The sequence below is a fragment of the Streptomyces sp. Z423-1 genome (assembly GCF_013009255.1).
GTDB classification, from domain to species: domain Bacteria; phylum Actinomycetota; class Actinomycetes; order Streptomycetales; family Streptomycetaceae; genus Streptomyces; species Streptomyces gossypiisoli.
This window is the reverse complement of record NZ_CP053109.1, coordinates 195,690-213,712: the sequence shown is the minus strand read 5'-3', so window position 1 is coordinate 213,712 and position 18,023 is coordinate 195,690. Positions and strand designations below refer to the sequence as shown.

Genomic DNA, 18,023 nt, shown 5'->3' with positions numbered 1-18,023 from the left:
GCTCGGAGACTTCCTCAAGGACAAGCGGGCGCAGATCGCCCCCGAGCAGGTCGGGCTACCCGCCGTGGGCAACCCTCTCCGCGTTGATGGGACTTCCTGGATTTGTCCAGAGCTGCTCTTTCTCCTCAGTTGATCCGGTTTTGAGGGGTGTGGGGAGGTTGGGGAGCATGAGTGTGTGAGGGGCGCGGCGTGGGCAGCTTGTGTGTCAGGCGGGAGGGTTCGATCATGTGGCCCAGCCGGTGCGGGTAGCGGATTCTGAGTGCTGCGGCCACCACGGTCGCGGCTGCCAGGATGACGCTTGCCAGCAGCAGGGGTGCCGAGTAGCCGGTTGTCAGCAGGGGCCGGGAGATCACAGGGCCGATGATCTGCCCGATGCCATACCCGGCCGTCAACAGTGCGACGGCTCGCGGGACTTGGAGGTGCTCGCCGAGGGCCAGTGCCAGGGAGGCGATCCCCACGAACGTGCCGCCGAAGGCGGCCGCTGCGACGAGCGCGCTGACGCTGCCGGGAACCAGCCCGGTGAGGGCGATACCGGCGGCCTGGAGCATCAGGGCCGACGCCAGGAGGGTGGGGCGGCTGAACCGCCGGGCCAGGGCCGTCCACAGTGCTGAACCGGGGATCGCGGCCAGTCCGACGACGACCCATGCCCCTGCGCCGACCCAGCCGGGGGCGTCCTGGGTGATCGAGGCGACGAGGAAGGTGCCGGCGATGATGTAGCCGATGCCTTCGAGGGTGTAGCTGAGCGCCAGTGCGGTGAACCAACGGTGTGTACGGGTGCGGGTCTTCGCCGTGCTTGCCGCCTGCGGGGCCGGCGGGTCGAGTTTCCATGAGGCTGCGGTCAGCAGCAGCGTCAGGACGGTCGCGATCCACCACGCCGTACGCCAGGTCGCAACCTCGCCGACGGTCAGGACCAGCACTCCCGAGAGCACGATGCCCGCGCCGATACCGCCGAATCCCCAGCCGATCAGGTGCGGGGCCGGCCGGCGCAGTCCGGACAGAAGGGCCCCGACCGCGTAGACGAAGGCGAGCGCGCTGGTGAACCCGGCGAGGAGGCGCAACCCCGACCAGAGCGTGACGTCCGTCGTGAGCGGCATCAGGGCGAGAGAAGCAGCCATCACGATCATCGAGGCACGCATCACCAGGCGAGAGCGGACCAGCTGGGGCGCGAAACTGCCGGCCAGGGCGCCGGCCAGGTAGCCGACATAGTTGGCTGTCGCCAGGTTCGCCCCGCTCGTGGCCGAGAGGCCGGCCTGGTCGTGCATCAGCGGCAGGATCGGGGTGTAGACGAAGCGGCCGACCCCGGTGCTGGCGGCCAGTGCGGCGGCTGCCTGGGCCGCTGTGACCCAGGGTGCGGTTGCGATAGGTCGGCGTTGAAGCGGGCGTTCGGCCGAAGCTCGTTCGACGGTGAGAGTCACGGAGGGTCCTGCCTTTCTGGAAGTCCTGGCACGGTGCGGCCTAATCGGGCGGCGGCGTCTTCGGCGCCAGGTCCGTGGCGGCATCGCCACGAAGACCCTTCGGGCCCATGGGTGGCCTCAGCGAGGGGGGTGAAAGCTGGATGTCTGACGTTCGGGTCACGGCGTCGCCTGTGCGGTGACGGCTCCGGCGATGAGGTGTCGCCGTCGGTGAGCTTCGACCAACAGGCGGTTGCGGGAGGGCTGGTGCGGCACGGCGGTGATGAACGCGTGCGACGTCGTCACCGGGCACGTCGCCGTACTCGACCGCCGACCCAGCGGTGATGAGGCCGGGTCGGGCGTGTTGAGAAGAGTGCTGTGCCCCACGATCAGCGGGGTGCGGCCGGTGCGGGAGTCGGCGATCAGGTCGCCGCTGACCGGCGTGGCGTCTGCGGCTCGACGGTGCCGGTCTGCGCCGCACTGCGGTGCAGACCGGTCACCTTGTCGCCGCGGGCCCTTGTCGCTGCGGGCAGCGGGGTGCTGGGCGAGCCGGCGACCGACCGCTTCGCCGGCTCCGACCTGGCATACCTTCGGGTGGCCGTCGGCCGAGCAGTTTCAGCGGTCGTGGGTGTGGTCGACTCCTTCGACGATGAAGACGCGGTAGTCGGCACCGGCTTGGCGGTGGGGCAGTGCTGCCTGGTAGGCCGGGCTCTCGTACCAGGCCCGCGCGTCCTCGACGCTCGGGAAGCGGTGGATGAGCACACCGTCGAACGCGGTGCCTTCCAGGGTGTCGATCGCCCCGTATCCGACGACCGGTGTGATCTCGTGGCCTGCCCGGGCCGCCCGGGCCGAGCTGGCGTAGAGGGCCAGCTCGGCCGGGTCGGTCACACGCTCGCGGAGCATGACGACGTAGGCGCTCATCAGCCGGCCTTGGTGACCAGCTCGATCAGGGCGTCGGCTGCGGGAGCCGAGGAGGCCGGGTTCTGCCCGGTGATCAGCAGACCGTCCTTGAGGACGTAGGGCTGCCAGTCGCCGCCCTTGGAGTAGACGCCGCCGAGCTTGATGAGTTCATCCTCGACCAGGAAGGGGACGACCTCGGTGAGGTGGACGGCCTCCTCCTCGGAGTTGGCGAACCCGGTGACCTGCTTGCCCGCGACCAGCGGAGTGCCGTCCTCGTTGACGACGTGCCGCAGCACACCGGGAGCGTGGCACACCAGCCCCACCGGCTTGCCCGAGCGCAGCGTCGTTTCGATCAGCCGCGCGGAGTCGGCGTCCTCGGCCAGGTCCCACAGCGGTCCGTGCCCGCCGGGGTAGAAGACCGTGTCGAAGTCACCGGCCGAGACCGAGTCGAGGCGCACGGTGTTCGCCAGTGCCCCGGTCGCCTCCGCGTCGGCCTCGAAGCGCCGGGTGTCGTCGGTCTGGAAGCCGGGCTCGTTGCTCTTGGGGTCCAGCGGCGGCTGACCACCCTTCGGCGAGGCCAGCGTGATCTCCCAGCCGGCCTCCTTGAAGCGGTAGTACGGCGCCGCCAGCTCCTCCAGCCAGAACCCGGTCTTTCGGCCGGTGTCCCCCAGCTTGTCGTGCGAGGTGAGAACGATCAGAACCTTCATGACACACTCCTTGCGTGCTCAGTAGACCAGTCTACTATTAGTGGGTGAACCAGTCCCCATGACCCGGATCTGGGCCATGGGGCGCCGGTCTTCTACAGGTGCAGAAGCCTGCGGGTTGCCGCTGTGACGGTGTCGAGCGGGGTCAGACTGCGGTGGATCTTGGCCATGACGCTGGCGCCGAGCCACATGTCGTACAGGGCCTGTGCGACGTCGCGGGGCTCACCGTCGACCGAGAGGGAACCGTCCTTAAGGCCGTCGGCGATCGTGCGCTCGATGCGGTCGACGATGGCACTCGTCCCTTCCTTCAGGGCAAGGCGCATCGACTCGGACAGGTCCGCGACCTCGGCGCCGAGTTTCACGGCCAGGCACTTGCCCTGGCACTCCTCGAGGCTCTGCGTGTCCCGCCACTGCTGCCAGTAGGCCATCAGCCGCTCGGCCGCCGTCTGACCGGAGTGGGCGAGAACGCGGTCCATGTCCGTGAGGTAGTCCGCGAAGTAGCTCTTCAGGATCGCTTCACCGAAGGCGTCCTTCGAGGCGAAGTAGTGATAGAAGGACCCCTTCGGCACACCGGCCTCCGCGAGCACCTCATTGATGCCGACAGCTGAGTAACCCTTGCGGGCCATGATCCGCTGGGCAGTGTCGAGGATGACCCGACGAGTGTCTGTGGTGCGCGTGGTTACCGACATGCATGAACCATAGCACCCGAGTAGACCAGTCGTCTAGGAGGTGTGCGGTAGAAGGCGACATGGGCTGGTGACCCTTCACGACGGCTACCGGCTCTACAGCGTCGGCACGATGATCCCGACCGAGCGCGCCTACCGGCTCATCCGCACCGTGATCCACCGCAGCTACCTGCCCGGCGAGCGGTTCATGAACCGCGACGAGATCGCCCGCACGTTCCAGATCGGCACCAAGGAAGCCGCGGCCGCGGTGCGCCAGCTGGTGGCCGAAGGGCTGCTTGTGGGGCCGCGCGGGCAGTACGTCAACGAGTACAGCCCCGAGCAGCAGCGTCGGCGCGTGAAGCAGCTGCGCGAGCGCGCCAAGGATCTGCGCCGCGAGGCCCTCGAGCTGATGAAGACCGCCCGGGAGATTGAGCAGCAGATGGACGCCGACGACGGCCCGAAGGACACGTAGCGCTCCACTCGTGCCGCGGGTGGTTGATTTGCTGATCGGTGCGAGTCAGTCGTGCCCGGGCGGGGGCGGGGAAGCATCGAAGGCGCGGAACATCTCCCGTGTCCACCTGAGTCCTTCGAGGTTTTGGGCAAGCACGGCTTCCTGCGCCTCCAACAAGGCGATCTCGGCGTCCAGTTTGTCGGCCGACAAGCGGTCCGCCCACGCGAGGAACGCCGCCGCCTCTCCTCATCCATGGCGTCAGTGTGTCGCAGCGTGAAGCCCGTGGCAGTCCCTCGATTGGCTGCAGATCGCTGCTGAAACACGGCATTGGCATGCACCCTTGAGCAGCAGATTCTCAGGCCGGCGGCGCGGCGGTGGGCGGGGCCTGCTCGGTGGGCTGGTCCGGGTCTGTCCAGCCAACGGTGTAACTCGGGTTGGTGTGAGTTAGCGGCGGCCGACGGAGAGTCGGCCGTCGAAGGTGATGTCGAAGGCCTGCAGGGCGGGCTTCCAGCGCATGGTCCAGCGTTTGCGTCCCTGGCCGGTGGGGTCCAGGCTCATGACGGCCATGTAGACGCATTTGAGGGCTGCGGCCTCGTTCGGGAAGTGCCCGCGGGCCCGGACGGCTTTTCGTATGCGAGCGTTGACTGACTCGATCGCATTGGTAGTGCAGACGACACGGCGGATCTCGGTGTCGAACTGGAGGAAGGGCACGAACTCGGCCCAGGCGTTCTCCCAAAGCCGCACGATCGCGGATACTTGGCGCCCCACTCCTCCTGGAACTCCAGGAACCGGTCTTCTGCCGCGCTTGCCGTCGGAGCCGTGTAGACAGGCTTGAGCGCGCGGGAGATTTTGTCCCAGTCCTGGCGGCCCGCGTAGCGGAACGACGCCCGGATCAGGTGAACGACGCAGGTCTGGGTGACCGCCTGCGGCCAGACCGCCGAGATGGAGTCGGGCAGGCCCTTGAGCCCGTCACAGACGACCATGCACACGTCCTCGACACCGCGGTTCTTGATCTCGGTCAGGACCTGGAGCCAGTACTTGGCGCCTTCGCCGCCGTCGCCAGCCCACAGGCCGAGGATCTCGCGCGTGCCGTCCACAGTGACCGCGAGTGCGACGTAGATGGGCCGGTTCGCCACCTGTCCGTCGCGGACCTTCATGTGCACGCAGTCGATGAAGATCACCGGATAGACCGAGTCCAGCGGCCGGTTCTGCCACTCGGCCATCCCGTCCACGACCTTGTCGGTGATGGTCGAGATGGTCTGCTTGGACACGCTCGCGCCATAGACCTCGGCCAGGTGGGCAGAGATGTCACCGTGCGTCAAACCGCGCGCGGACAGCGACAGGACCATCTCGTCGACACCGGTCAGCCGCCGCTGCCGCTTCTTGACGATCTGCGGCTCAAAGCTGCCGTCGCGGTCGCGCGGCACCGTGATCTCCACCGGACCCACGTCGGTCAGCACGGTCTTGGACCGGGCCCCATTACGGCTGTTGCCGCTGCCGACACCGGCCGGGTCGTGCTTCTCGTAGCCGAGGTGGTCGGTGATTTCGCCTTCGAGAGCGGACTCCAGCACGCGCTTGGCCAGCTGCTGCAGCAGCCCGCCCTCACCGGTCAGCTGCAGGCCGCTCGCGCGGGCCTGGTCGACCAACTGCCCGATCAACTGCTCGTCCAGCGCGTCCGCCGGCAACTCGGCCGGCCGGACCTCTTCAACCGCCTCGGCAGAGACAGTCACGTCGCTCATCAGGTGCTACTTCCATGATCGGGAGTTACACCGAAGACCGTACAGACCCGGCGGTGGCGCTCTCCAGGTTGGCGTGGACGACGTCGAGACGGTCTGCGAGGCGACCGGGTCGCTCTTGCCAGGGTTGCCGCAGTCGGCAGATCCGCGGCGCTGATGCGGATGCGTGACGAGCCGTCGACTGTGGTCAGTGACGATTGCTGCGGTCAGCCGGCCGACGGCGCTGACAGTTGTCGCACGCCGACCGGCGAGGGTGCAGTGCTGCCCTCGCCGGTCGTGTGTCACGTTCCCGTGACGGGTGTCAGTTCAGGGTCCACTTCTGGTTGTTCTGGCCGTTGCAGGTCCACAGGAGCAGCTTCGTGCCGTTGGCGGTCGCCGCGCCCGATGCGTCCAGGCAGAGGCCGGAGAGGTTGTTGGTGATGGTTCCGTTGGAGTTGACGGTCCACTTCTGGTTGGTGCCGCCTGTGCAGTCCCAGATGATGACCTTGGTGCCGTTGACGGTTCCGTTGTTGTCGGCGTCCAGGCACTTGTTGCCGTAGACGACCAGCTCACCGCGCGATGTCCGGGTGAAGGTCTGGTTGCGCCCCCCGGAGCAGTCCCATATCTGCGCCTGGGTGAGGTTGGTGATGGTGTTCTTGTCGATGTCGACGCAGCGGTTCGAGGCGGAGCCGACGAGGGCGACGCCGTCCGTGCCGGCGATGCTCTGGACCCGGATGGCGTCGACATCGGGGGCTGTGCTGCCGGAGACGGGTGCGAAGCGCACGGTGTTGCTGCCCTTGCCCAGGTGGGCGAGTACGGACACGGTCCGGTACGTGGTCGCCGAGCCGGTCGGCGGGAAGGCGACGACGTGTTTGTACTGCCCGTTGACCTGGACGGTGGCCTTGCGGGCGGTGCCGGCGCCGTTGGCGTACGTGATGTCGACCAGCTTGGTGCCCGCGGCGGCGGTGGTGACGCCGGTGAAGGCCGGTGTGGTGGCGGTGGTGGTGTCCTCGTACGTCGAGCCGGACGCCTCGGTGCCGGAGACCGTCAGCAGCACGGCGTCGTTCGCCGGGACGGTGGTGGTGTAACCGGTGGCGAAGGAACCGGCGTCGGTGCCCGTCCATGCGTTGCGCACGGACGCGGAGGCGGCGGTCAGGCCCAGGTCGGCCCAGCGGACCGTCATGGATGCCGAGGAGCCGGTGCGGTTGAGCAGGAGCACCGCGCGCTTGCCGGTGCCGGAGAGCACCTTGCCGTACACCTGGAGGTTGCGGGTGTCCTCGGCGACCTTGACGCCCTGAAGGCCGCGGGGGTCCTGATTGACGGCGATGACCTCGGAGTTGGTGAGGATGTCACGGGTGGTCGTGCTCATCGTGGCCAGGTTGTTGCCCGCCAGCAAAGGGGCACCGGAGATCGCCCACAGGCTCATGTGCAGCCGGTTCTGCGCGGCGTTGAGACCGTTCATGCCGACCATCAGCATGTCGGGGTCGTTGTAGTACCCGGTGTGCTGGGCCGCGGGGTGCAGCCCCTTGTCGAAGTTGGCGAGCATCTTGCCGGTGTTGGCGGTCTGGCCCCAGAAGATGATGTCGGTGCTCGTGCGCCACAGGTCGCCGTACCCGGTGGCCCAGTTCCACGGAAGTCCGGTGCCCCACTCGCAGAAGGAGAGGACGAGATTGCGGCCGGTGACCGCGGTGGCGGCCTCGTTGGCGGCGGCGATCGCCTTGTAGGTGGCCTCCGGATCGAGGCCCTCCTCCTTTCCGCCGCACCAGTCGATCTTGACGTAGTCGAAGCCCCAGCGCTGGAAGGTCTCCAGGTCCTGCTGGTAGTGGCCTTCCATACCGGTGTTGGGCGCCGCGGGCCGGGTGGTGGGGAAGTAGTAGCCGCAGCCCTGCTTGCCCGCGTCGGTGTAGATGCCTGCCTTCAGGCCCCTGCTGTGGAGGTAGTCGGCGACGGCCTTCATGCCGCTGGGCCACAGGTTCTCGTCGACGACGATGTTGCCGTCCCCGTCCCGTGCCCCCTGCCACCAGCCGTCGTCCAGGTTGACGTACCGGTATCCGGCGGCGGCCATACCGGAGGAGACGAGGGCGTCGGCCTGCCGCTTGATGACGTCGAAGTCGATGCTGCTGGCGAAGCTGTTCCAGGACGCCCAGCCCATCGGCGGCGGGGTCACGTTGATCTGGTTGGTGCTGACGGCGGTCGGCCCGGCGGACAGGGGCGCTGACTGCTTCTGGGTGTCCAGTGCGGCCAGGCCGGTCATGGCGAGCGCCAGGGTGAGGAGTTGGAGGGCGACTCTACGGGTCCATCTTCGTGCGATGGTGTTCGGCATGCGACTCTCCCGGCAGTGGAAAGGAACACTTTCCAACGAAAGGGATCACATGACAGCGTTCCTGTGGGGAGCAAGTCAATAGCTCGCGCAAGGGGGATGGCTTCCGGGAACAGCTTCTGGCCTCGCTCCTGGCGCCGCGTACATCGCGGCGCCTCCGGCCGGCCGGGAGGTTGACCCGGACGTGACCCGCCGCCCGTACGTCGACCGCGGAACTCCCGGGCGGGCACACGGAGCGGTGCGATCAAGGCCTCAAGATATCGTCAACAATTTAGTCGACGCTCTTGTGGCCGGTGAGGCCCAGGACTACGTTCCATGGCTGTATCGCCCCGCGAAGAGGCTGGAGTTGTGGAACGAAGGCCAGCGCCCTTGGAGGCCGCATCGCCATCTCCATCCAGCCACTCGGCTCCCGCCCGACAATCGAACGGAGACTGAGCATGTCCATGCTCTTGAGATGGCGCCGGTGGAAAATCGCGCCTCTCACGGCGGTCCTCGCTGCCTGCCTCGCGGTCGCGACCGGCGCGAGCGTGACGCTCGCCAACGCCGCGACGGACCGCGTGCAGACCTCCACGCCCGCCTCCGCCGCCGCGAGCAGCACATCCTCCGGCATTGCGCCGGCCATGTCCTGTTCCGGCGTCAGTTCCCTGGATCTGGCCGCCGCGGTGCCCGGTGTGCCGTTCCAGATCACCTCGGCCGCAGAGATGGCCGCCGACAAGAACACGCTCGGCGACTGGGCGTACTGCGACGTACGGGGCGTGATCGCTCCGCAGATCCACTTCCAGCTCCGGCTGCCGCAGTCGACCTGGCAGGCGAGCTATCTCCAGCTCGGCTGCGGGGGCCTGTGCGGCAATGTGAACACGGACCGCGTCTCCGCCTCCTACGGTTGCGTGCCGCTGACCGACGGCGCCTTCGCCGTCGCCTCCAGCGACGAAGGTCACTACCAGGGCGGTGGTCTGTTCTCCACCGACCCCACCCTGCGCGCCGACTTCGGCTACCAGGCCGACCACTCACTCGCGCTGGCGGCCAAGGCCCTCATCAAGAAGTACTACGGCCAGGCCCCGACCCACTCCTACTTCGACGGCTGTTCCCAGGGCGGCCACCAGGCCCTGACCGAGGCCCAGCGCTACCCGAAGGACTTCGACGGCATCATCGCCGGTGCCCCGGCCAACAACTTCACCGCCCTGAACACCTTCTCGCACGCCTGGACCGCGCAGTCGGTGTTCCTCAACGGCGGCCCCGCGACCATCACCACGGCCGACCTCGCCCCCATCCACCAGGCCGTGCTCAAGGGCTGCGGCGCGCCCGCCGACGGCATCATCGGCGACCCGCTGGCCTGCGACTGGGACCCGGCGAGCATCCAGTGCGAGGCCGGGCAGACCTCCACTGCCTCGGACTACTGCCTGACCGCGGACCAGGTCACCACCCTGCGGCGCATCTACGCCGGCCCGACCGACGAGCACGGCAAGCTGCTCTACCCGGGCTACCAGCTGCGCGGCTCCGAGCTGAACTGGGCGAACGTCATCGTGCCGACCACGCCCACCGGAACCACCGGTGACATGAACTTCGTCCGCGAGACCATCCGCTACCAGATCTTCGACAGCCCGCAGCCGACGCTGACCTACAAGGACATCAAGTTCACCGCGGCCTACTACAAGAAGATCATGCGGCTGGGCGAGGGCATTTACGACGCCACCAACCCCGACCTGGGGGCGTTCAAGAAGGCCGGCGGCAAGCTGATCCTCTGGCACGGCCTGGGCGACCAGCACATCCCGGCGGTCGGCACCATGGCCTACTACAAGGCCGTGCAGAAGGTCATGGGGGGCGAGAAGGCGACCAACGACTTCGCCCGGCTCTTCCTCCTCCCGGGCGTAGCCCACTGCGGCGGCGGCCAGGGCCCCAACACCCTCGACGCGCTGACCGCCATCGTCGACTGGGTCACCAAGGGCCAAGCCCCGGGCAGCTTGTTGACCAAGTCGGTCGACAGTAGCGGCACGGTCACCTCCTCGCGCCCGGCTTACCCCTTCCCCTACATCGCCAAGAACACGACGGGCGGATCGGCCGACGACCCTTCCAGCTACACCCCCGTCAGGTCCGCGGCGGAGGCGGGTCTGTCCCTGAACTGGCTCGGCTCCTTCCGCCCCGGTTACGAGACCGTCGGCAACTGGGTCGGTGGCAAGTGGGTGGTGACCAGGAGCAAGGCCTGACGGTCTGAGCCGACCGGCAGGAACTGCCCACAGATGCGCGGCGTCGTGGCCCGGGCTCTGCGGGTCACGACGCCGCGCACCGGAGCCTCGGTCCGTCCAGGTACAGCGAGAAGTCGCCGGCTCGGTGCGCGGCACGTCGGCCGTAACTCCTCGGACCTCATCGGCCGTTCGGCCGGCTCGGGCCGCCCTTGAACGCGGACACAGTGATGCGATGGCCTCCGTAAGGGTGAACGCTGTCCGGTCATGGGTGAATGGTTCAAATCACCTGTGCATTTCCTTTGCCCAAGTATGAGTTGACAATGAAGGCGACATAATTGTTGACGATAAATTCCCGAGGGACCTACGTTCGCATGGCAGCCGAAAGAGGCGCCGCGTGGGCGGGCAACTGGTTCGACCAACCATTGGCCGGCCACCGTGAGGTCGTCCCGCGCAGGTGACGTCGGGCGTCCCGCGCAGGCGACATCGCAGAGCAGCGGTTCGAAGCCGCCGCGAACAGGAGTGAACTGAGTGAAGCACAGGGCAGTCAAGCGCAGGAGCGTCGTCATGGGGCTCGGTGTCACCGCCGGCGCCGCGACAGTCGGGGGCGTCGCCCTGACCGCGCAGGCATCGCAGGGCACGGCCGCCTCGAAATCCGCGAAGGCCTCGAATTCCCTGGTCTTCGACAAGGACGCCTACACGGAACTGACGACGACCATCACCGCGGTCGACGGCAGCGAGAAGGAGGTCACATACCACTTCTGGAAGGCCATCACCTACGTGGCCGACCCGGTGGACGTCGAGCACCAGAGCCTGGTCGTCAGCGTCCCGGTGAAAATCGACGGCAAGGCCGTCGACGCCACCGACGCTCCCATCCTCTTCACCAACTCGGTGGGCGGCTACATGCCGGCGAACGTGTCGAGCGCCACCGGGGTGGGCGAGGCCGTGATGGAGATGGGCAACGTCGGCGCGCCCAGCGGTTCGTCCAGTCCCTCGGCTTCCGGCGGTACCGGGCCGGGCGGAGGCGGCGGCACGGGTGGCGGCCCAGGTGGCGGGGTTCCCAATCTCGCCAAGATCGCCCTGGCGGCGGGCTACGTCGTCGTGGAGCCGGGTGCGCGCGGCCGCAGCCTCGTCGATGCGAACGGCGTGTACTACGGCACCGCGCCGGCCGTCATCGTGGACCTGAAGGCCGCCATCCGGTACCTGCGTGCCAACAAGGGCCGCATTCCCGGCAACACCGACCGGATCATCTCCGCCGGAGGCAGCGCGGGCGGCGCGTTGTCCGCTCTGCTCGGCGCGTCCGGCGACAGCCCGCTGTACGCCAAGTACCTCAAGGAACTGGGTGCGGCCGACGCGAGCGACGCCGTCTTCGCCTCCGCGGAGTGGTGCCCCATCACCGACCTCGAACACGCCGACGGGGCGTACGAGTACTGCTGGGGCACCAGCGTCACGCAGAAGACCGGCAGCCAGGTCGACCAGACGGTGTCCAAGGACCTCACGGCCCAGTTCGCCACCTACCAGGCGTCCCTCAAGCTCAAGGGGATCAACGGCTTCGGCCGCCTCACGGCGGGAAACTACGACGAGTACCTGGTGGAGACCTACCTCCAGCCGGCCGCCACCACTTACCTCAAGTCCCTGTCGGACTCCGACCGTTCCGCCTACCTGGCCAAGAACACCTTCATCACCTGGGACGGCGACAGGGCGACCTTCACCTGGGCCGGCTTCGTCGACCACGTGGGGACACGAAAGAAGTCCACCCCGGCATTCGACGCCTTCGACCTGTCCGCCGGCGAGAACAACCTGTTCGGCACGGGCACCACCGCCGCCCGGCACTTCACGCTGTACAGCCTGCGTCATGAGGTCAGCGGCAGCGCACGGCTCGACAGCGACATCCCCGAGCTGCTGAATCTGATGAACCCCATGTACTTCATCAGGAAGCGCAACCCCGGCCGGTCGAAGCACTGGTGGATCCGCGTCGGCACCAAGGACACCGACTCCTCGCCCGTCATCGTCGGCAACCTCGCCGCCGCCCTCGACGGCATCGGCGACAACGTCAACTCCCTGATGTACTGGGACGCCGGGCACGGAGCCAATGACGACCCGGTCGACTTCCTGGAGTGGATCGCCGATGTGTCGGGTCACAAGAAGTAGGAGGGTCGGTCAGGTCGGTACCGTGCAGGCCGACACCAGTTCCTCGGTGACCGGATGTCGCGTCCGGCGATCCTGAGCCGGGGCGGCGACCGTCGTAGGGCAGGGTATGTGGCCTACGACGAAGAGCCTCCTGCCCGCAAAGAACTCGCGGGCAGGAGGCTCGAAGCGTCGAGGTTTGTTCTTCGTGCCCTGGGACAGCAGGTTGTCGCAGGCGTCCTCGCGCGGTGCGGTGACGGTCGCGGTGACGCCCGCCAGCCGCAGGAGCGTGCTGACCATGGTGCTGGACGTTTCACCGCCGGCTCGCAGGATATCTGTGCTACTGGACCACCGCCGCACCGTCGGGGTCGGTGAGACCTGCCGTTCCGAACGCGCTGCTCCAGTACTGCGCCGCCGCATGCGGCCGGGGTTGCCGAAGTAGCTGCTTGAAGCCGTGGAGCCGATCGCCCCGGCCACGGCGTGCCCGTTCTCCGAGGGCAGCTGTCCTGAGAGCGGAGTCACTACCCGGCTTTACGAAATTCCCAGGTTGTTCCCAGGGAACGGTGAAGTAGCACCCATATCGTCCTGGGCATGCACAACGACCATCTTCCCCGCCGTGGCTTCCTTGTCGGAACTCTCGGCCTTGCCCTGTTCGGTGCCACCGCCTGTGGCGGCTCGTCGGACTCGTCGACGAGTTCCGCCAGTAGCGCGTCCGCTTCCGCGTCCGCGTCCGCTTCCGCCGCGAGCGGCAGCGAGGAGACCCCCAGTCTGGAGAGCCTGACGGCGGAGGTCCCGGACAAGTTCAAGCAGTACACGTACAAGGACTCGCAGACCGGCAAGTCGGTGCCGTACAACCTGTACGTCCCCGCGGACTACGACAAGTCCAAGGCGTACCCCCTGGTGCTCTACATCGCCGACTCCAGTCTCGCCGGCAAGGAGGTGACGGCGCCGCTGTCGCAGTACGGCGCGCTGATCTGGGCCAGTGAGAGCGAGCAGACCAAGCACGAGAGCATCGTCCTCGTTCCCACGTACCCGGAAGTGATCATCGACGATCACGACAGCTTCACCACGACCGACTACGTCGAGTTGACGACCCGCCTGCTCGATTCGGTCACCAAGAAGTACAGCGTGGACCCCAGGCGGATCTACGGCACCGGCCAGTCGATGGGGTGCATGACGGTGATGTACCTCGCGGCCGAGCACCCCGACCTGTTCGCGGCCGAGCTGTTCGTCTCCGGTCAGTGGGACATCAACGAGCTCGACAACCTGGCCAAGGAGAAGTTCTTCTACATCGCCGCCGGCGGTGACGAGAAGGCGTCGGGTGGTCAGGCCGAGGTCAAGAAGATGCTCAAGAGTGCCGGTGTCTCCTACCAGGAGGCGACCTGGGACGCGACTTGGTCCGAGGCGCAGTACGCGAGCGCCGCGAAGAAGCTGTTCGCCGCCGGCGACAGCATCAACTTCGCCACGTTCAAGACGGGAACCGTGCTGGAGACGTCCGGGGCGTCGTCCGCTCCGGTGGGCGGGGAGCACATGGCCTCCTTCGAGCCGGCGTACAAGATCACCGCACTGCGCGACTGGTTGTTCGAGCAGAGCGCCTGACATCCCTGGCACGGACGCGGCCGAGGGCCTGGGCCCTCGGCTGCTCGGAGGAGAACACCCCATGAGCAAGAGGATCACGCGATCCGGTCTGGTGAGCACCGCGCTGTGCGCCGCCCTCGCCCTGACCGGCTGTGCCTCGACGGACAGCACGGCGAGCACGGGCACCGGGACGGCCGCCGCCTCGGCGAGTACGAGCGCGTCGCCGTCGACGAGCGCCACGACGTGCGGCACCGCTTCGGCCGTGGACACCGGCGGCGCCTCCGCCGCCGACGCGGGCATGCGTGCCGAGGGGGCCTGGGGCAGCGGCGACTACGCCACCGCCCTGGCGTGGGCCAAGGTGGCCGCGGACGGCGGTGATTCCCGCGGCCAGAGGATCCTCGGCATCCTCTACCTCGAGGGACAGTGCACCGGCAAGGACTACGACCAGGCGCTGACCCTGCTGAAGAAGGCAACTTCCGCCGGTGACATGAAGGCGCCCCGCTATCTCGGGCAGATCTACACCGAGGGCCTGGGTGTGTCGAAGGACGCGGCCGAGGGCGCCGAGTACTACCAGACCGGCGTGGACCGCGGCGACATCAGCAGCATGGTCGCCCTGGGAGACCTCTATGTGGCCGGCTCCGGTGTCACTCAGGACTACGCCAGGGCCCTCAAGCTGTACACCAAGGCCGCGGAGCGTGCCGACCACGTCGGAGCACCCGCGATGACGGCCATCGGCCGCCTGTACGAGAAGGGCCTCGGCGTCACCAAGAACCTCGCCACCGCCGAGGAGTGGTACCGCAAGGCCATCGCGGCCGGAGACACCAGCGCCCAGGCCGACCTCGACCGGGTCCTCGCCGCCGAGCAGTGATGGTCACCCAGGCCGGGGGAGCGGCGGCCCCGGCCGCGGTGCGCCGGGCGGGTGAGTCAGCCGGTGAACGAGGGGCAAGGGGTCTTGCCGCGCACATGCACGGTGACGCCGGCGCCGTGGACGCTGGTGGTGCCGCACATGTGGAAGTAGTGGTCGAGCGTCCGGCGTTTCCAGCGTCCCTCGGGGCTCATGTCCAGCGGCTCGCCCTCGCGGTCGTGTACCACGACGATCCGCGCGAAGGCACGCATCCGGGCGGGGATGTCACGGGCGGGGAGTTCGGTGCCCGACAGGGTGTCGGAGACGACGGGGTCCTGCGCCAGCGCGAGGTCGGTCAGGTTCCGGGTGTCCTGGGGACGGGCCTGGGTCCACACCCGGCGGCGTGCGGGGAGGTACAGCAGTCCGTCGCCGGGCTTGGCCGCTTCCCGTACCGCGCGACCGATGGCGAGGACGTCGTCACCGCGGCTCTCCGGGGTCCGCAGGTGGACGCTCACCGGAACCAGCGCGGCCACCACCGCCGTCACCGCCAGCCATGCCGGCCAGGTGGGTGTCTTCGGGTGCCGGGCTCGGTCGAGCCCGGCGCCCAGCAGCAAGGCGAACCCGATCGTGCTGTACAGGATGTACCGGTCGACGAACAGCGGCTTGACCGGCGAGAACAGGAGCAGCAGCAGGCCGGGCAGGAGCAGCATCGGCAGCGCGAGGGCGGGTAGCGGGAACGCTCCTCGCCCGCCCAGGGGAAGACGCCGGGCACACCACACGCCCACCAGGGCCAGGGCGGCCAGGCCGAGCAACTGCATCGGGTCGGGAAAGCCGATCCAGGCCACCTGCCCCGACTGCCCGGCGCTGAGCGCCACCAGCGGCAGCGTCCCGGCCACGACGCAGCCGGCGGCCCTCGTCCACCCAAGCATCACTTGGCGATCGACGCCGGACACGACCAGAGTGACGCCATGGGCCGGCAGGACCAGGACAGCGAACTCATGGAGCAGGCACGCGGTCAGCGTCACCACGGCATAACCGGCCCACCACCGCCGGGTACGGCGGGAGGCGGCCGCGAGCAGCAGGACCGTGGACCAGGTGACCAGGGCGCAGACCATGGCGTAGGAACGGCCCTCCTGGGTGTACCGCTGCACCTGGGGAATCAGCGGGAAGACCAGCCCGGCCAGCAGGCCCGCCCGGGGGCCCGCCAGGCGGAGCCCCAGCAGACCGACGCCCGCTGCCGCCAGGGACATCGCGAGTACGGACGGCAGCCGCAGGGTGAGCAGTCCGTCGCCGAACACGGCGAAGACCCCCTGCATCAGGGTGTAGTACAGGGCGTGCACCAGGTCTATGTGCTGCGCGGTGCGCCAGATGTGCGGCACGCTGCGCTGCGCGAGTTGCCAGGTGACCGCCTCGTCGCCCCACATGCTGTTCTGCCGGCGTATGCCCCACAGGCCCAGGGCCGTCGTCAGTGCCATCGGCGGCAAGACGGCCGTCAGCACCGGACGGGCGGCGTGCCGGCGGAGTACGGACGAAGGACGGGTGGGCTGCAGGCGTCGGCGCACCTGCGGTTTTGCGGTGGAGATCGCGGCCTCCGGGAGGGAAGAGCCGACGCACGGACGGCCGGACGGACTCGGGGACGGCGGCCGACTTGGTGCCGGCCGCCGTCCCCGACTCTCTCGCCCGAAGGGCGATGACCGCCTCGGACGAATGGCCACTCCTCCCCGGCGAGGGGCGCGTCCGCATCGGCCAATCGGCCATTTCCGTCAGCGGGATCCGCGGACACCCGGTCGGACGAGATCCGCGACAGTCGCGGTGTGCGCCGCGGCCGCGTCACGCCACGGTCGGCAGCACCGCCGTGACCTCCCAGCCCCGGCCGGGGCGGGGGCCGGTACGAAGGTCGCCGCCGAGGGCGGTGACGCGTTCGGTGAGGCCGACGAGGCCGAAGCCGCCGCCCCGGGCGGCGTGGGGTATCCGGGTGCCGCCGCGTCCGTCGTCGCGCACGGTCACCCGCAGAGCGTGGTCCTCGTACGTCAGGTCGACGGCCACCTCGGTGGCGTCGGCGGCGTGACGGCGGACGTTGGTGAGGGCCTCCTGGACCACGCGGTACGCGGCTGCCTGCACCTCGTGCGGCAGGTCGTCGGGCACGGCGGGCTCACGGTGCAGGACGACCTTGGGCCCGGCGGGTCCGCCGAAGCCCTCCACCAGTCCGGCGAGCGCCGACAGATCACCGCTCGGCCGGCGCTCGGCGGGCGCCGGTCCGGTGGTGTCGTCGTTCGGCGTGTCGCGCAGGAGGCCGACGGTGCGGCGCATGGAGGAGAGGGCCTCGGTGGAGGCGCGTTCGATGTCCTTCATGATCGGGGCCAGGCGGTCCGGCTCGGTGGTCGCCAGCATTTGGCCGAGCTGGGCCTGCACCAGGATCCCGGTGACGTGGTGGGCGACGAAGTCGTGCAGGTCGGCGGCCATGGCGAGGCGTTCGGCACGGCGGGTCTCGGCGACCGCGACGGTGCGGCGGTGGTCCAGGGTGCGCAGGTAGCCACCGAGGCCGGCGGCGGCACCGACCAGCACGGCGAATGTCAGGACGAGGTCATCGCTGGTGTCTCGGCCGGGCAGGGCGAGAACCGCCACGCCGTTCAGCACGCCGCACACCGCCGCCCACGGTGCGGGGCAGGTGCGTACGGCGACCAGCAGCAGGCACAGCAGGATGACGACCTCGCCGATGCCGTACGTGACCGTCCAGCCGGACAGGACACCGACCATCGTCAGAGCCAGGGAAAGAACCGCGGGCACGGTGGCGCGCACGGTCGTTCCGAGCCACGCGGGCTCCCCCCGCTGCCTCCAGGACAGGGGAGGGGCGCCGCGCCTCGCGGGCCAGAGGAGCGCCGCCAGACCGGCCGGCAGCACCACGACGGTCTGGAGCCAAGGCGGCCTGCCGTCCAAGCTCGCCACCAGCACGTCCGTGGCGGTCGCCAGGAACAGCAGGACGACGCCGAGCCACCGCAGGCAGCCTTGCCTGCGGTGGCTCGGCGGTGCGGCCGGCTTTTCGATCAAAGGAGCGGGATGCACGGCGTCAGTCTAAGAATGGGGACGGCACGACCGGATCGGCCGGAAGGACGGTCCGGTCGAGAAGATGTCAGGACACCTCGCCCCG

At 68.7% G+C, this 18,023-nt stretch carries 13 protein-coding genes and 1 pseudogene; 5 read left to right on the top strand and 9 right to left on the bottom strand.

Going from position 1 to position 18,023, the window contains the following annotated elements:
- Positions 1–125 precede the first annotated feature (125 nt).
- From HJD23_RS00955 to HJD23_RS00940, 4 genes are all read right to left on the bottom strand, one after another.
- Positions 126–1,415, bottom strand: a complete 1,290-nt coding sequence (locus HJD23_RS00955) for a YbfB/YjiJ family MFS transporter (protein ID WP_240980584.1) — start codon at positions 1,413–1,415, stop codon at positions 126–128.
- Positions 1,416–2,006: 591 nt separating this feature from the next.
- Positions 2,007–2,312, bottom strand: a complete 306-nt coding sequence (locus HJD23_RS00950) for a DUF1330 domain-containing protein (protein ID WP_171110216.1) — start codon at positions 2,310–2,312, stop codon at positions 2,007–2,009.
- Positions 2,312–2,998 carry a type 1 glutamine amidotransferase domain-containing protein gene (locus tag HJD23_RS00945; RefSeq protein WP_171110215.1) on the bottom strand — a complete coding sequence of 229 codons (687 nt, stop codon included), beginning with the start codon at positions 2,996–2,998 and terminating at the stop codon, positions 2,312–2,314. The genes HJD23_RS00950 and HJD23_RS00945 overlap by 1 nt, the downstream gene beginning before the upstream one ends.
- 92 nt (positions 2,999–3,090) lie before the next feature.
- Positions 3,091–3,684, bottom strand: a complete 594-nt coding sequence (locus HJD23_RS00940; RefSeq protein ID WP_171110214.1) for a TetR/AcrR family transcriptional regulator — start codon at positions 3,682–3,684, stop codon at positions 3,091–3,093.
- A 67-nt stretch (positions 3,685–3,751) separates the two neighbouring features.
- Between HJD23_RS00940 and HJD23_RS00935 the strand changes: the two genes are divergently transcribed.
- The gene (locus HJD23_RS00935; RefSeq protein WP_171110213.1) at positions 3,752–4,132 is read left to right on the top strand and encodes a hypothetical protein; all 381 of its coding nucleotides are present in this window, start codon (positions 3,752–3,754) and stop codon (positions 4,130–4,132) included.
- A gap of 423 nt (positions 4,133–4,555) precedes the next feature.
- On the opposite strand, the pseudogene HJD23_RS00930 reads toward HJD23_RS00935, so the two are convergent.
- Both HJD23_RS00930 and HJD23_RS00925 read right to left on the bottom strand, forming a co-directional pair.
- Positions 4,556–5,850, bottom strand: a pseudogene (locus tag HJD23_RS00930) (IS256 family transposase).
- Positions 5,851–6,148: 298 nt separating this feature from the next.
- Positions 6,149–8,149, bottom strand: a complete 2,001-nt coding sequence (locus HJD23_RS00925) for a ricin-type beta-trefoil lectin domain protein (RefSeq protein ID WP_171110212.1) — start codon at positions 8,147–8,149, stop codon at positions 6,149–6,151.
- Positions 8,150–8,583: 434 nt separating this feature from the next.
- Here HJD23_RS00925 and HJD23_RS00920 point away from each other — a divergent pair, with 434 nt between their 5' ends.
- Together HJD23_RS00920 and HJD23_RS00915 are read left to right on the top strand one after the other, a co-directional pair.
- Positions 8,584–10,350, top strand: coding sequence for a tannase/feruloyl esterase family alpha/beta hydrolase (locus HJD23_RS00920; protein ID WP_171110211.1), 1,767 nt, complete (start codon positions 8,584–8,586; stop codon positions 10,348–10,350).
- A gap of 543 nt (positions 10,351–10,893) precedes the next feature.
- Positions 10,894–12,477, top strand: coding sequence for a subtype B tannase (locus HJD23_RS00915; protein WP_171111712.1), 1,584 nt, complete (start codon positions 10,894–10,896; stop codon positions 12,475–12,477).
- Positions 12,478–12,486: 9 nt separating this feature from the next.
- Here HJD23_RS00915 and HJD23_RS00910 read toward each other — a convergent pair whose 3' ends face one another.
- Entirely contained in the window at positions 12,487–12,753 is a 267-nt protein-coding gene (locus HJD23_RS00910; protein ID WP_171110210.1) for a hypothetical protein, read from the bottom strand.
- 291 nt (positions 12,754–13,044) lie between these two features.
- Between HJD23_RS00910 and HJD23_RS00905 the strand changes: the two genes are divergently transcribed.
- Positions 13,045–14,052, top strand: coding sequence for an alpha/beta hydrolase-fold protein (locus tag HJD23_RS00905; protein ID WP_171110209.1), 1,008 nt, complete (start codon positions 13,045–13,047; stop codon positions 14,050–14,052).
- Between the two features lie 61 nt (positions 14,053–14,113).
- Positions 14,114–14,899, top strand: coding sequence for a tetratricopeptide repeat protein (locus tag HJD23_RS00900; RefSeq protein ID WP_171110208.1), 786 nt, complete (start codon positions 14,114–14,116; stop codon positions 14,897–14,899).
- Between the two features lie 56 nt (positions 14,900–14,955).
- Here HJD23_RS00900 and HJD23_RS00895 read toward each other — a convergent pair whose 3' ends face one another.
- Together HJD23_RS00895 and HJD23_RS00890 are read right to left on the bottom strand one after the other, a co-directional pair.
- On the bottom strand, positions 14,956–16,350 hold the full coding sequence (locus HJD23_RS00895; RefSeq protein WP_171110207.1) for a glycosyltransferase family 39 protein: 1,395 nt from the start codon (positions 16,348–16,350) through the stop codon (positions 14,956–14,958).
- A 355-nt stretch (positions 16,351–16,705) separates the two neighbouring features.
- Positions 16,706–17,938: a sensor histidine kinase gene (locus HJD23_RS00890; RefSeq protein WP_171133967.1), complete on the bottom strand. Its 1,233-nt coding sequence runs from the start codon at positions 17,936–17,938 to the stop codon at positions 16,706–16,708.
- Positions 17,939–18,023: the final 85 nt, after the last annotated feature.